This window comes from Burkholderia cepacia (assembly GCF_001718835.1).
GTDB classification, from domain to species: domain Bacteria; phylum Pseudomonadota; class Gammaproteobacteria; order Burkholderiales; family Burkholderiaceae; genus Burkholderia; species Burkholderia cepacia_F.
The window spans coordinates 593481-608128 of sequence record NZ_CP013442.1 but is presented as its reverse complement, the minus strand read 5'-3'; the positions used below and the strand labels follow the sequence as shown (position 1 = coordinate 608128).

Here is a 14648-nt window from a genome sequence, read left to right as displayed (position 1 = left end):
GGCGGGCGGCGCGCGCTACGCGCGAACCGCGACCCGGTACGTCGTCGTTTGACGATAGAGCGCGCCCGGCCGCAGGATGACGGCGTCGCGCAGGTCGTCCATGTTGACCTGGTTCGGAAAACCGCCGGCTTCGATGCACAGTGCGGCGTGTCGCGCGCAGCGCGTGCCGCCGCTCACGCGCACGCCGTCCAGGTAGTTGCCCGTATAGAGTTGCAGGCCGCGCTGATCGGTCGACACGAGCAGCTCGCGGCCGCTTTCCGGGTCGTAGATCGCCGCGACGGGCCTGAGCGCGTGCGCGCCGTCGCGCAGCACGAAACAGTGGTCGAAGCCGCGCGCCCGCGCGAGTTGCGCGTGCGGCCAGTCGAGGCGCGCGCCGAGCGGCGCGCTCTGCCGGAAGTCGAACGCGGTGCCGGTCACGTCGGCGGTGCCGGTCGGGATCAGTTCGTCGTCGACTTCGAGGAACGCATCGGCGTCGATGCTCAGCACGTGGCCGCGCACGTCGCCGCCCGCGCGGCCGCTGAGGTTGAAATAGCTGTGGTTCGTCAGGTTGAGCGGCGTGGGCGCGTCGGTGACGCCGGTGTAGTCGATCGTCAGCGTGCCGTCGTCGTCGAGCGCATAACGAACCTGCACGCTCACGTTGCCCGGAAACCCCGCGTCGCCTTCCGGCGAATCGAGCTGCAGCGTCAACCCGCCGCTGTCGTCGACGACTTCCCAGCGCTGGCGGTGAAAACCGCTCGCGCCGCCGTGCAGCAGATTGCCGCGCTCGTTGCGATCGAGCCGGTAGTCGACGCCGTCGAGCGTGAAGCGCGCGCCGGCGATCCGGTTCGCCCAGCGGCCGACGGTCGCGCCGAAGTAGACGCCCGATTCGACGTATTCGGCGGGCGTGTCGTGCGCGAGCACGATGTCGGCGAAGCGTCCGGCGCGGTCGGGCGCGAGCCACGACACGACGGTCGCGCCGAGATCGCTGACGACGACGCGCATCCCGTGCGCGTTACGCAGCGTGTAGCGCCGCACCGTGTCGCCGTCGGGCAGCGTGCCCCACGGCTCGGACGGGACGCGTGCGACGCCGGGCGCCGGGCGGGGAGAGTCGGTATCGATATGCATGGGTGGATTCGATGGGTAAGGCCGGCTTCAGTGCGCGGCGATCGTGCGTTCCTGGTATTCGCGCGGCGTGCATCCCAGCTCGCGGCGGAATACCGCGTACATGTACTGAAGCGACGTGAACCCGCAGCGGATCGCGACCTCGGCGCTCGACGCCTGCCGGCCGGCGAGCAGCGCCTGCGCCGCTTCGAGCTTGTGGCGCAGGATTTCCTGGTGCACGGTGCGCTGCAGTTCGCGCCGGAAGTGTTCCTCGAGCAGCGAGCGCGACACGCCGACGTAGTCGGCGACCTGTTCCGTCTTGATGCCCTGGCACGCGTACTGGCGAATGAAATGGCGTGCGCGCATCACGTACGGGCTCGCGAGCGGCTGGTGGCGCGTCGATTCGAGCACGTTGATCCCGACGGGCGGCACGAGGATCCGCCGGTCGGGAAAACGCACGCCGCGCAGCATCTGGTGCAGCAGGTGCGCGGCGGTCCGGCCCATTTCCTCGGTGCCCTGGATCACGGACGACAGCGGGATGCGCGTCAGCGTGCGCGTGAGCGGATCGTTGTCGATGCCGATGATCGCGACCTGTTCCGGCACCGCGAGGCCGGCGATCAGGCACGCCTGCAGCAGGTGCCGCGCGCGCGCGTCGGTCACCGCGATCACGCCGACCGGTTTCGGCAGCGCATGCAGCCAGTCGATCAGCTGCTCGATCGCGTGGTTCCACACCGATGCGCTCGTCGACAGCCCGCGGTAGATCGGTGCGTCGAGCCCGTCCGCGCGCGCGAGCCGGTCGAACGCCAGCTCGCGCTGCTGCGCCCAGCGGTTCTGCTGCGCGACGGGCAGGCTGTACATCGCGAAGTGCGCGAGCCCGGCGCCGATCAGGTGCGTGTACGCGAGCGACACGAGCTTCGCGTTGTCGGTCGCGATATACGGCACGCCGTCCGGATACTGCGCCGGATCCTCGTAGGACGAGCCGAGCGCGACGATCGGCAGCGGCGAGCCGGCGAGCGCGTCGGCGACGGCCGGATCGTCGAAATCGGCAATGATGCCGTCGCCGTCGAAATGCTCGATGCCCGCGAGCCGGCAGCGGAAATCGTCCTCGAGGAACAGGTCCCACACCACGCGCGTCGAGCGCAGGTACTGGCCGATGCCGCTGATGATCTCGCGGTCGTAGACCTTGTTGGCGTTGAACAGCAGCGCGATGCGGTGCGGTGTCTGGCTGGAAGGGGCGCGGGTCATCTCGGTCTCGAGGGGCGCGTGCCGTGCGGGGCGGCGCGCCGTTGTCTCCGGGGGCGCGGACGGTGCCGCGCGCTTGTCTGGTGTCCGGCGATTGTAGGACGGAACGCATGCGATGCGCAGCGCGCTGGCAAGAAACGTTAAGCGTGCTGCGCAATTTCGCAATTGCGGGGGCGGGGGCGGGCGGGCACGATCCAGCCAGACCGAATTCGGCCCGCACACGCCAACGCGCCGCGCGCCGCACTGCAACAAGAAACCGGACGGAGACGCCATGTCGTATTTCGAACAGATTCCCGCGATTCGCTACGAAGGTCCGCAATCGGACAACCCGCTTGCCTACCGCCATTACGACCGCACGAAGCGGGTGCTCGGCAAGACGCTCGAGGAGCACCTGCGCATCGCGGTGTGCTACTGGCATACGTTCGTGTGGCCGGGCCACGACATCTTCGGCCAGGGCGCGTTCCGGCGGCCGTGGCAGCAGCCGGGCGACCCGCTCGAGCGGGCGCGGCAGAAGGCGGATGCGGCGTTCGAGTTCTTCACGAAGCTCGGCACGCCGTTCTATACGTTCCACGACACCGACGTCGCGCCGGAGGGCGACAGCCTGCGCGAGTACGTCGAGAACTTCGCGCGGATGACGGACTACCTGGGCGAGCGCCAGCAGGCCACGGGCGTGCGGCTGCTGTGGGGCACCGCGAACCTGTTCTCGCATCCGCGCTTCGCGGCGGGCGCGGCGACCAACCCGAATCCCGACGTGTTCGCGTGGGCGGCGACCCAGGTGCGCCACGCGCTCGACGCGACGCACCGGCTCGGCGGCGAGAACTACGTGCTGTGGGGCGGCCGCGAAGGCTACGAGACGCTGCTCAATACCGATCTCGTGCGCGAGCGCGAGCAGTTCGCGCGCTTCCTGTCGATGGTCGTCGAGCACAAGCACCGGATCGGCTTCAAGGGCGCGCTGCTGATCGAGCCGAAGCCGCAGGAGCCGACCAAGCACCAGTACGACTACGACGTCGCGACCGTGCACGGTTTCCTCACGCAATACGGATTGCAGAACGAGATCCGCGTGAACATCGAGGCGAACCACGCGACGCTCGCCGGCCATTCGTTCCATCACGAGATCGCGAACGCGTTCGCGCTCGGCGTGTTCGGCAGCGTCGACGCGAATCGCGGCGATCCGCAGAACGGCTGGGACACCGACCAGTTCCCGAACAGCGTCGAGGAGCTGACCCTCGCGTTCTACGAGATCCTGCGCCACGGCGGCTTCACCACCGGCGGCATGAACTTCGACGCGAAGGTGCGGCGCCAGAGCGTCGATCCGGAAGACCTGTTCCACGGTCACGTGGGCGCGATCGACGTGCTCGCGCTGGCCGTCGAACGCGCGGCCGTGCTGGTCGAAAACGACCGGCTCGACGCGCTGCGCCGGCAGCGCTACGCGCAGTGGGACAGCGCATTCGGCCGCGAGATCCTGTCGGGCGGCTACACGCTCGAGTCGCTCGCCGCCGACGCGCTCGCGCGCGGCGTGAACCCGCAGCATGCGAGCGGCGGGCAGGAGCGGCTCGAGAACATCGTGAACCAGGCCATCTACGGGCTGCGCTGACGCCATGTACATCGGAGTCGACCTCGGTACGTCGGGCGTGAAGGCCGTGCTGCTCGACCGCGACGGCGCGGTGCGGGCCGGCGCGAGCCGGCCGCTGGCGGCGAGCCGGCCGCGGCCGCGCTGGTCCGAACAGGCGCCGCGCGACTGGTGGGACGCGGCATGCGGCGCGCTGGCGGCGCTCGTCGCCGATGCGCGCGCGGCCGGCATCGATCCGCGCGGCATCGAAGCGCTCGGCCTGACCGGGCAGATGCACGGTGCGACGCTGCTCGATGCGCACGGCGACGTGCTGCGCCCCGCGATCCTGTGGAACGACGGCCGCGCGGATGCGGAGTGCGCGGAACTCGAGCGGCTCGCGCCGACGCTGCGCGCCGTCGCCGGCAATCTCGCGATGCCGGGCTTTACCGCGCCGAAGCTGCTGTGGGTACGCCGTCATGAGCCGGACGTGTTCGCGCGGATCGCCCATGTGCTGTTGCCGAAGGATTATCTGCGCTACCGGTTGACCGGCGCGTTCGCGACCGATCCGTCGGATGCGGCCGGCACGCTGTGGCTCGACGTCGCGAAGCGCGATTACGACGACACGCTGCTCGCCGCATGCGGGCTCGCGCGCGCGCAGATGCCTGCCGTGTTCGAGGGCAACCGCATCACCGGCACGCTGCTGCCGGCCGTTGCGCGCGCGCTCGGGTTGCGCGAGATCCCGGTCGTCGCGGGCGGGGGCGACAACGCGGCCGGCGCGGTGGGCGTCGGCATCGTGCGGCCGGGCGATGCGCTGCTGTCGCTCGGCACGTCGGGCGTGTATTTCGCGGTGTCGGACGGCTTCCGCGCGAATCCCGAATCGGCGGTTCACAGTTTCTGTCACGCGCTGCCGCGCACCTGGCACCTGATGTCGGTGATGCTGAACGCGGCCGGCTGCGTCGATTTCACCGCGCAACTGGCCGGCTACGACGGCGTCGCCGCGCTGCTCGCCGACGCGCAAGCGAACGCGCGCGCGGAGCGCCCGTGGTTCCTGCCTTACCTGAGCGGCGAGCGCACGCCGCACAACGACGTGAATGCGAAGGGCGTGTTCTACGGGATGACGCCCGATACGCGGCGCGCGGATCTCGCGAACGCGACGCTCGAAGGGGTCGGTTTCGCGCTGCTCGACGGGATCGATGCGCTGCATGCGGCCGGGCTCGCGCCCGACGGCATCACGGTGATCGGCGGCGGCTCGCGCAGCGCGTACTGGACGCAGATGCTGGCCGACCTGAGCGGACGCGCGCTGACCTTGCGCGCGGGCGGCGAAGTCGGCCCGGCGCTCGGCGCCGCGCGGCTCGCGCAGCTCGCGCTCGAACCGGATGCGCCGCTCGACGCGGTGTGCCCGCAGCCGCCCGTCGTCGCGGTACGGGAGCCCGACATGGCGCGCCACGCGTGGTATCGCGACGCGCGGCGGCCGACGTTTCGCGCGCTGTATCGGGCGCTCGAACCGGTGTTTGCAGCAGGCGCGTGAACTAGGTGTTTAGACCCGGCATCCGTAGCAGCAGTCCAATAAAGAGGAGTGGAGACAAATGAAATCCGTAACGCGTCGTACCGTATTGAGTGCGCTGGCGGTCCTCGCGCTGGGCGCCCCGCTCGCGCACGCGAGCAAGGACAAGCCTGAAATCGGCTTCTGCATCGACGACCTGCGCGTCGAGCGCTGGTCGCGCGACCGCGACTATTTCGTGGCCGCCGCGACGAAGCTCGGCGCGAAGGTGTCCGTGCAGTCAGCGGACGCGAGCGAGGCGCGGCAGATCTCGCAGATCGAGAACCTGATCTCGCGCGGCGTGGACGTGATCGTGATCGTCCCGTTCAACTCGAAGACGCTCGGCAACGTGGTCGCCGAAGCGCGCAAGGCCGGCATCAAGGTGGTGTCGTACGACCGGCTGATCCTCGACGCCGACGTCGATGCGTACATCTCGTTCGACAACGAGAAGGTCGGCGAGCTGCAGGCGCAGGGCGTCGTCGATGCGAAGCCGAAGGGCAACTATTTCCTGCTCGGCGGCGCGCCGACCGACAACAACGCGAAGATGCTGCGCGAAGGGCAGCTGAAGGTGCTGAAGCCGGCGATCGATCGCGGCGACATCAAGGTCGTCGGCCAGCAGTGGGTGCCGGAATGGAGCGCGTCGACCGCGCTGCGGATCGTCGAGGATGCGCTGACCGCGAACAACAACAGGATCGACGCGATCGTCGCGTCGAACGACGGCACGGCCGGCGGCGCGATCCAGGCGCTCGCCGCGCAGCACCTGGCCGGCAAGGTGCCGGTGTCCGGGCAGGACGCGGACCTCGCCGCGGTCAAGCGCGTGATCGCCGGCACGCAGACGATGACCGTCTACAAGCCGCTCAAGCTGATCGCGAGCGAAGCGGCAAAGCTCGCGGTGGATCTCGTGAAGGGCACGAAACCCGCGTTCAACGCGCAATACGACAACGGCAAGAAGAAGGTCGACACGGTGCTGCTGCAGCCGACGCTGTTGACCAGGCGCAACGTCGACGTCGTCGTGAAGGACGGCTTCTATACCCAGGCGCAGCTGGCGAGCCAGTAACGGCGCAACGCACGCGGCCGGCCGCCGGTGCGGCCGCCCGCCTATCGCGGGACATGAAGGCATGACCGAACCCTTGCTGACGATGCGCGGCATCGTCAAGGAATTCGACGGCGTGAAAGCGCTCGACGGCATCGACCTGGTGGTGCGGCCGGGCGAGTGCGTGGGGCTGTGCGGCGAGAACGGCGCGGGCAAATCGACGCTGATGAAGGTGCTGTCGGGCGTGTATCCGCACGGCACGTGGGAGGGCGAGATCCGCTGGGAGGGCGCGCCGCTCGCCGCAACCGGCGTGCGCGACACCGAGCGTGCGGGCATCGTGATCATCCACCAGGAACTGATGCTCGTGCCCGAGCTGTCGGTGGCCGAGAACATCTTTCTCGGCAACGAGATCACGCTGCCGGGCGGGCGCATGAACTATGCGGCGATGGTGCAGCGTGCCGAGGCGCTGCTGCGCGAACTGCGGATCGACTCGATCAACGTCGCGCAGCCGGTGATGAACTACGGCGGCGGCCACCAGCAGCTGATCGAGATCGCGAAGGCGCTGAACAAGCGTGCGAAGCTGCTGATCCTCGACGAACCTTCGTCGTCGCTGAGCGCGTCCGAAACGCGCATCCTGCTCGACATCGTGCGCGACCTGAAGCGTCGCGGCGTCGCGTGCGTGTACATCTCGCACAAGCTCGACGAGGTCGAGGCGGTGTGCGACACGGTGACGGTGATCCGTGACGGCCGCCATGTCGCGACCGAGCCGATGCGCGCGCTGACGACCGACCGGATCATCGCGATGATGGTCGGCCGCGAGATTCGCGACCTGTATCCGCGCGAGCCGCACGAGATCGGCGACGTCGTGCTGGAAGCGCGCAACGTGACTTGCCGCGACGTGACGAATGCGCACCGCAAGCGGGTGGACGACGTGTCGTTCAGCGTGCGGCGCGGCGAGATCCTCGGTGTCGCGGGGCTCGTCGGCGCGGGCCGGACCGAGCTGATGCAGGCGATCTTCGGCGCGTATCCGGGCGCGTACTCGGCAACCGTGCTGATGAACGGCCGCCCGTTGTCGATTCGGACGCCCGCCGATGCGATCCGCGCCGGCATCGCAATGGTGCCCGAGGACCGCAAGCGCCACGGCATCGTGCCGCAGCTCGGTGTCGGTCACAACATCACGCTGACGGTGCTGCGGCGCTTCGCGGCGCGCGGCCGGATCGACGCGGCGGCCGAGCTGGACGCGATCCGCACCGAGATGCAGCGGCTGTCGGTGCGCGCCGCGCATCCGTTCCTGCCGATCGCGAGCCTGTCCGGCGGCAATCAGCAGAAGGCCGTGCTCGCGAAGATGCTGCTGGCCGAGCCGCAGGTGCTGATTCTCGACGAGCCGACGCGCGGCGTCGACGTGGGCGCGAAAGCGGAAATCTACCGCCTCGTGTTCGCGCTCGCGAAGCGCGGCGTCGCGCTGATCGTCGTGTCGTCGGAAATGCCCGAGGTGCTCGGGCTCGCCGATCGCGTGCTGGTGATCGGCGAAGGCGAGCTGCGCGGCGACTTCGTCAACGACGGCCTCACGCAGGAACAGATCCTCGGCGCCGCGCTGAAATCCGGCCGGCGGCCGACCGAACCCACCGCAGCGAGTGCGACATGAATTCCGAACTTTCTTCCTCCACCCCGGCGACGCAGGACGCGGATGCGCGCCGTTCAAACGATCGCGACGCGGGGCGCCCGGCGGGTCGCGCAACCGGCAGTCAGCTGCGCCAGATATTCGTGCGCTACAAGATCCTCGCGCTGCTGCTCGCGGTCGCGGCGATCTGGGCGTTCTTCTCGGTGCTGACCGACGGTGCGTTCGTCACGCCGCGCAACGTGTCGAACCTGCTGCGGCAGATGTCGATCACCGGCATGCTCGCGTGCGGGATGGTGTTCGTGATCATCGCGGGCGAGATCGACCTGTCGGTCGGCTCGCTGCTCGGGCTGCTCGGCGGCGTCGCGGCGATCCTCGACGTGAACCGCCACTGGCCCGTTGCCGCGACGGTGCCGGCGGTGCTCGCGCTCGGCGTGCTGGTCGGGCTCTTCAACGGCTGGTGGTCGACCTACCGGCGCGTGCCGTCGTTCATCGTCGGGCTCGGCGGGATGCTCGCGTTTCGCGGGATCCTGCTCGGCGTGACGGGCGGCTCGACGATCGCCCCGGTGTCCGACGGCTTCGTGTTCCTCGGGCAGGGGTACCTGCCGCGCATCGCGGGCGACGGCCTCGCGCTGCTGTTGTTCGCGCTCGTCGCGCTGCTGGTCGTGCGCCAGCGCGGCACGCGGCGCCGCTACCGGCTCGCGGTCGCGCCGCTGTGGCAGGACGCCGTCAAGATCGTGGGCGCGGGGGCCGTGCTGTTCGCGTTCGTCGCGACGCTCGACCGCTACGGCGGCATCCCGGTGCCGGTGCTGCTGCTGCTCGCGCTGCTCGGCATCTTCTCCTGGATCGCGACACAGACCGTGTTCGGCCGGCGCATTTATGCGGTGGGCTCGAATCTCGAGGCGACGCGGTTGTCCGGCGTCGATACCGACCGCGTGAAGCTCGCGATCTTCGCGCTGATGGGGCTGATGTGCGCGTTCGCCGGCATCGTGAACACCGCGCGGCTCGCGGCCGGCTCGCCGTCGGCGGGCACGATGGGCGAACTCGACGCGATCGCCGCGTGTTTCATCGGCGGCACGTCGATGCGCGGCGGCTCGGGCACCGTGTACGGCGCGCTGATCGGCGCGCTCGTGATGGCGAGCCTCGACAACGGCATGTCGATGCTCGACGTCGACGCGTACTGGCAGATGATCGTCAAGGGCGCGGTGCTGGTGCTGGCGGTGTGGATCGACGTGGTGTCGCGGTCGAACCGGCGGTGAGGCGGCGGTCGGCCGCCGATCAATGGGGGGAAGACATGAAACGGAACACGTTTTTCGTGCCTGGCATCGTGAATGCGGTGGCCGCGCCGCTCGCGACGCCGGACGTTGGGCAGGATCACGGGCCGGCGCTCGGCCTGGGCGATCCGCGCGACCGCCGGATCATCGCGGATGCGCTGCGCACGCTGTTGCGCGAGCGTTCGGAAGCGCTCGCGTTCGCGATGCGCGTGGCGGACGAGCACGATCGTCCGAGGCCGGACGCGAACGATTTCGCGCTGACCGACATCATCCGGCTCGCGCGCATCGTCGAGCGCGCGGAGCGATACGGCGACGCCGTGAGCGAGGTCGTCCCTATCGTTGCGCGCTGACGCGCGCCGTATCGTTCGGTCCCCGGCAGCAGCCGTTGCGGGCGGGTGCGATGCCACGACAGTGGCATAGTCTCGCGGATATCACCGGATCGATCGTGCGCAGGCGCATACGCTGGACGCGAAAATCAAGACCGCGGCTCGAGCCAGTTCCGAACGAGTCGCGCAACCTGCTTCCGGCGCTCGATCATCACCATATGCCCTTCGCCCGGCAGCGCATGATGGGTCACCGACGGCACCCACGCGGAAGTTTCGAGCGCCGCCCCGGCGAAAATCGGGTCGTCGGCGCCACCGACGATCAACGTATCTGCGCGGATCCGCCGGGGCCACGGCGAGTCGTCGCGTGCGTCGTCACGCAATGCGCGCAGGGTGCGGACAATGACGTGTCGTTCGTTGACCGATGACGCGACGTGGCGGCGTCGACTGAGCAGTGCCGCGCGCAGGAGCATGTTGCGCCAGCCCGCGCGGAAGCATCCGGACATCGTTTCGAGCAGACGGACGAAATCGGAGCGGGTCGTATGAGCGATTTGCTGCTCGATGAGCCGGCAGCCGTCCGGGGCGAGGCGATGCGCACTCGAAACCAGCCCGAGTCGTGAGACGCGTTCCGGGTGGGCGGCCGCGAGGCGCGCCGCTACGACGCCTCCGAACGAGATGCCGATGAGCGTCGTGCACCGCCAATGCGTGGCGATGCCGCGCGCGATATGCTCCACGATGTCGGCGATTCGGTATTGCGTACCGGGCTCGTCAGGATACCCGAGCAGTACGAATGGTGTGTCGGGCGGCAGAATACCGGCGACGCGGCGCAGGTCGCGCCGCAGCCGACGCGAGGTCGTCTTCGAGACGAATGCTTGTCCGCCGTTCAGGACGATGACCGCTGGCGGTTCGCTACCCACCTGTGCGGCCAGGATGCCGCCGTCCAGCTGCATCGTTCGAACGGGACGAGCGCCGATCCGGAACGGGTTCGATTCGTCCGGTATGAGGTTCATGCGCTACCTCGGGTGAAAAGGTGCCAGCATGAACCCTGACGTCCACGTGAGGGTCAAGCGCCAGTCTCAACGTTGCCGTCATATACGACGGCGGCTTCCTGACGTTGAAGCCATGCGAGTACGTCGGGACCCATCGGATGGCCCGCTTGCAGAATCGGCTCATCAAGCAGTGCCCGTAGCAGCTTGCCGCGTAACGCGACGTCGCCGTGCGTCGTTCGCTCGAGCAGCGAGTGCCAACGGCTCGCGAGCGCGGAGGCGTCTCCATCGTCTGCGCCGCAAGCGATCGCGCGTCTGACGTCTGCACCGAGTGTGATCCATTCCGCCGACAGCGTCTTGTCGAGGCGTTGGATGTCGTCTTCCGTCAGGTGGCGCCGCCAGGCCGCCACCTGCAGACGGGTCGCCTGCTCGATGTAGGCGATCACTGTCCGATCGAGCCCTGTGTGGTCGGGGGCCGGCGCCGCGCCGTCATGCAACTGCCGCCAGCGCCGCACGATGGCAATGTCGCCGTCCATCCATTGCATCGCGGCGGCAAGCCAGCGATACGCGAGCTTCTGCGCTTCGCCAGAGGCGGGCGGGACATGCCGATTCATTGCGTCGCGCACGTCCGCAAACAATGTCGACAAGGCCGCTTCCATGTCCTTCCAGCGCGCGAGAATCTTCGCAATCTCGGCCGTGTTGAAATGTGCGCGATATCGCTCGAGCAACGCGAGCGTTTCCGGCCAATCCGCATCAAGCCAGGTCACGCCGGAATCGCAGGCAGCTTGCAGCACTCCGAGCCGCTCGTTCAGCGTATTCAACCTTGCCAGCTCGGCGTCGATTGCAAGCCGGCTCTCGGCAATCACTTCCGCCAAGGCGATCTGCCGGTTGCGCAGCATCTGGGCAATCGCGTCTAGTGTCAGCCCCAGGCCACGCAGCGCTTGAATCGTCCTGATCGTCGACACACTGGCTTCGTCGTACAACCGGTAGCCCGACGTGGAGCGGCCGATCGGCTTCAGCAGGCCTGTCTGATCGTAATAGTGCAATGCGCGGACGGTAATGCCGCAACGCCGGGCGAGCATGCCAACCGTTAATGGCATATAGACTCCGTCGATAATGCAAAATATGGCGGATATCCGTCGTGCAGGACGGCGATGATGGATTATCCCATCAGACAATCGGCCGTCAAATCCTGCAAAGGGTGACCGCCCCGAAATAGAAAACGCCCGATGCAGTGCATCGGGCGTTCCAGCGTCTGGCTGCTGTCAACCTATTCGAGGACTTGACAACAGATAATGGGTTAAAGGCCGCGCTTTAAGCGCCCCGCATAATCACTGGCCGCTTCATCCAGTGATTTGCTGGTGTTGGCCGTCGCGATCAGTTCCTCGACGAACCACGGAAGGACGAGCGTCGTTTCTTTGCTCGACAAACCGACTTTCACGCGCTGCGAAGTGTAATCCGGTTGAGGTAGCGTCGCTGGCAGAGCGCCATCGGATTGTGGTTTGTCAGCAGTGACTTGTGCGTTCGCAAGCTGCGCGATGATCAAAAGCGCAAACGCCATAGTTGCATGTCGGATAGGTTTCTTCATTTGTCACTGTTCCTTGCCGGAAATATGAATTGGAAAATCAGTGCAATGATCCTAGCGAATTTGTTGCGCGAAAAGTGTGTGAAATTTGTCAATATCTGTGCGAAAGCGCGTCGCGAGCTCGACGATCGACGCGATCCTCATCGGCGCCTGACGGGCGATGCCCGTCAGGAAACCGAATCGAATCAGAACGTGTAGGCGAGCGACGCGAACAGGCTGCGCGGCGCGCCCGGCGTGACCCACACACTGTTGTAGGAGCTGACGTAGGTGGTGCGATTGAACAGGTTGTTCAGCACGACCGACGCACGCAGGTGCTTGTTGACCTGCACGTAGCCGTTCAGCTGCACGGTCGCATAGGCCGGCAGCTCGAACCCGTCCTGCGTGTTCGCGGTATTGCCGGCCCGGCGCCCGACGTAGATCACGCCGGCGCCGGCACCGGCCTTGTCCGCGAACGGCACCGCGGTTTCGTACAGGAGCAGCGCGCTGCCGCTCAGGCGCGGAATGTCGACGAGGCGTGCGCCGGGCGTCAGCACCGCGTCGTGCGTGACTTCGGCGTCGACGTACGCAAGGTTGACGAGACCGCGCACGCCGTGGCCGAGATCGCCGTTCCATTCGAATTCGACGCCGCGGCTGCGCACCTCGCCGGCCGCGCGCGAGAAGCCGGCGTTCGCCGGGTCGGCGGTCAGCACGTTGCGCTTGTTGACGTAGAACGCCGCGACGGTCGCGAGCCAGCGCGTGCCGGCCCATTTCGCGCCGGCTTCGTAGCCATGCCCCTTCTCCGGATCGAACGCGCGGCCGTCGACGTCGGCGCCGTTGTTCGGCCGGAACGAATACGCGGTGTTCGCATACAGCGACAGCGCGGGGCTCATCTCGTACACGATGCCGAGCCGCGGGCTCATTGAGGTTTGCAGCTGGCTCGTCGTCGCGCCCTTCAGGCGGTTCTCGACCGACTGGTGGAAGCGATCCCAGCGCAGCCCCGCGAGAATTTTCCAGTGCGGCCCGAACGCGAGCGTGTCCTGCGCGTAGAGCCCCTGGCCGTCGTCGCGCTCGAGCAGGCTGGTCGCGGTGCGCGGCGTGGGCGCCGGCTGGCCGTAGACGGGGTCGAAGATGTCGATCGCATACGGCGCGGCGGCCGTGGGCGTCGAGCGCGCGACGAACTGGTCGTAGTTGAAGCGGTACGCATCCGCGCCCAGCACGAGCGTGTGGCCGATGCCGCCGGTGCGGAACTGGCCGGTCGTCTCGATGCGGCCCTGCAGGTCGTTCGAACGAAACGCGACTTGCCGGTAGCGGCGCCACAGCGTGCGGCCGTCCGGCTGCAGCGCGAATGCCTCGGACGAGCGGCCGGACAGGTCGGTGGTGCGCTGCGCGAAACCGGCGTTGACCGACCAGTTCGCGTCGACGCGATGCTCGAGCGTGAACTGATGGCCCGTGTTGCGCACGTCGTAGTCGCCGTCGCGCGGCTCGCCGAGGAAGCGCGATGCGGGTATCGCACCGAGCTGTCCGCCCACCGCGACCACGCCGCGATCGAGCGGCGCGCGCTGGCGCGCACTCTCGAATGCGTAGTGGAGCGTCGTGTCCGCGCCGATGTCCCACGTAAACGACGGCGCGAACAGGTAGCGTTTGCTCGACACGGTATCGCGGAAGCTGCCGTTGTTCTCGTTCATCGCGACGAAGCGGTACGCGAGCGACTTCGTCACGGGCCCGGTCGAATCGAGCGTCTCGCGCAAGGCGCCGTAGCTGCCGGCCGACACGCCGACGGTGTTCGCGCGCGCGAACTGCGGCTGCTTCGTCGTGTAGCTGATGAGCCCGCCCGGATCGCCGCGCCCGTACAGCGCCGACGCGGGCCCCTTGAGCACTTCCATGCGCTCGAGGTCGACGGTGTCGCGCGGCACGCTGATCCCGCGATTCCACGAAAAGCCGTTGACGAGGTAGTCGGTGCCGGACGTGTTGCCGTCGCCGGCGAAGCCGCGCACCGCGTAGTTGTCCCAAAGACCGCCGAAGTTGTTCTGCCGCGCGACGCCCGCGACCCAGTCGTACAGATCCTCGCCACGCGTCGCGGCGACCGTGCGTACGAGTTTCGCATCGACGCTGCTGACCGCGAACGGGATCTCCATCACGTCCGCCTCGCCGCGCGTCGCGCTCGTCGAGTCACGTGTGCGAAACGGCGCGCTCGCGCGCTGGCCCGAGATCTCGATGGCCGGCAGCGTCGCCTCCTGCGCGTCGGCCGTGCCCACGCCGGCCGCGCCGACGACGATGGCCATCGGTGCGGCCGCCCAGTTTTTTCTGCTCATACCCGTCCCTTGATGTGGTCTGTGTTCCAAACAGTACATTTGCGCCGAAATTTAATGCAAATGAGAGGCATTTGCAATCGTAAAGTCGTGGTGTTGCGTGTGACGCGAAGCGGCCGGCTACCGATGC

Annotated in this window: 12 protein-coding genes; 6 read left to right on the top strand and 6 right to left on the bottom strand. The window is 68.0% G+C overall.

Going from position 1 to position 14648, the window contains the following annotated elements; translation table 11 throughout:
* Window positions 1-15: 15 nt before the first annotated feature.
* Together WT26_RS02390 and WT26_RS02385 are read right to left on the bottom strand one after the other, a co-directional pair.
* Window positions 16-1104: an aldose epimerase family protein gene (locus tag WT26_RS02390; RefSeq protein WP_069272091.1), complete on the bottom strand. Its 1089-nt coding sequence runs from the start codon at window positions 1102-1104 to the stop codon at window positions 16-18.
* A gap of 27 nt (window positions 1105-1131) precedes the next feature.
* A complete protein-coding gene (locus WT26_RS02385) occupies window positions 1132-2325 on the bottom strand; it encodes a XylR family transcriptional regulator (protein ID WP_059666826.1) in 1194 nt (397 codons plus the stop codon).
* A gap of 268 nt (window positions 2326-2593) precedes the next feature.
* On the opposite strand from WT26_RS02385, the gene xylA reads away from it, so the two are divergent.
* The 6 genes from xylA (at window position 2594) to WT26_RS02355 (ending at window position 9686) form a co-directional block, all read left to right on the top strand.
* A complete protein-coding gene (gene xylA, locus WT26_RS02380; RefSeq protein ID WP_059523976.1) occupies window positions 2594-3916 on the top strand; it encodes a xylose isomerase in 1323 nt (440 codons plus the stop codon).
* Window positions 3917-3920: 4 nt separating this feature from the next.
* Window positions 3921-5399, top strand: coding sequence for a xylulokinase (gene xylB, locus WT26_RS02375; protein ID WP_069272090.1), 1479 nt, complete (start codon window positions 3921-3923; stop codon window positions 5397-5399).
* A 58-nt stretch (window positions 5400-5457) separates the two neighbouring features.
* A complete protein-coding gene (gene xylF, locus WT26_RS02370; RefSeq protein WP_069272089.1) occupies window positions 5458-6468 on the top strand; it encodes a D-xylose ABC transporter substrate-binding protein in 1011 nt (336 codons plus the stop codon).
* A gap of 61 nt (window positions 6469-6529) precedes the next feature.
* Window positions 6530-8089: a D-xylose ABC transporter ATP-binding protein gene (gene xylG, locus WT26_RS02365; protein WP_059727386.1), complete on the top strand. Its 1560-nt coding sequence runs from the start codon at window positions 6530-6532 to the stop codon at window positions 8087-8089.
* A complete protein-coding gene (locus WT26_RS02360; RefSeq protein WP_059902748.1) occupies window positions 8086-9321 on the top strand; it encodes a sugar ABC transporter permease in 1236 nt (411 codons plus the stop codon). Before xylG ends, WT26_RS02360 begins: the two co-directional genes overlap by 4 nt.
* Before the next feature lie 35 nt (window positions 9322-9356).
* Window positions 9357-9686, top strand: coding sequence for a hypothetical protein (locus tag WT26_RS02355; RefSeq protein WP_069272088.1), 330 nt, complete (start codon window positions 9357-9359; stop codon window positions 9684-9686).
* 125 nt (window positions 9687-9811) lie between these two features.
* Here the strand turns inward: WT26_RS02355 and WT26_RS02350 are convergent, their stop codons facing one another.
* The 4 genes from WT26_RS02350 to WT26_RS02335 form a co-directional block, all read right to left on the bottom strand.
* Window positions 9812-10669 carry an alpha/beta fold hydrolase gene (locus WT26_RS02350; protein WP_069269617.1) on the bottom strand — a complete coding sequence of 286 codons (858 nt, stop codon included), beginning with the start codon at window positions 10667-10669 and terminating at the stop codon, window positions 9812-9814.
* 53 nt (window positions 10670-10722) lie between these two features.
* Window positions 10723-11745 carry a MerR family transcriptional regulator gene (locus WT26_RS02345; protein WP_069269616.1) on the bottom strand — a complete coding sequence of 341 codons (1023 nt, stop codon included), beginning with the start codon at window positions 11743-11745 and terminating at the stop codon, window positions 10723-10725.
* 200 nt (window positions 11746-11945) lie between these two features.
* Window positions 11946-12233: a hypothetical protein gene (locus WT26_RS02340; protein ID WP_059530356.1), complete on the bottom strand. Its 288-nt coding sequence runs from the start codon at window positions 12231-12233 to the stop codon at window positions 11946-11948.
* A 182-nt stretch (window positions 12234-12415) separates the two neighbouring features.
* Entirely contained in the window at window positions 12416-14521 is a 2106-nt protein-coding gene (locus WT26_RS02335; RefSeq protein ID WP_069272087.1) for a TonB-dependent siderophore receptor, read from the bottom strand.
* Window positions 14522-14648: the final 127 nt, after the last annotated feature.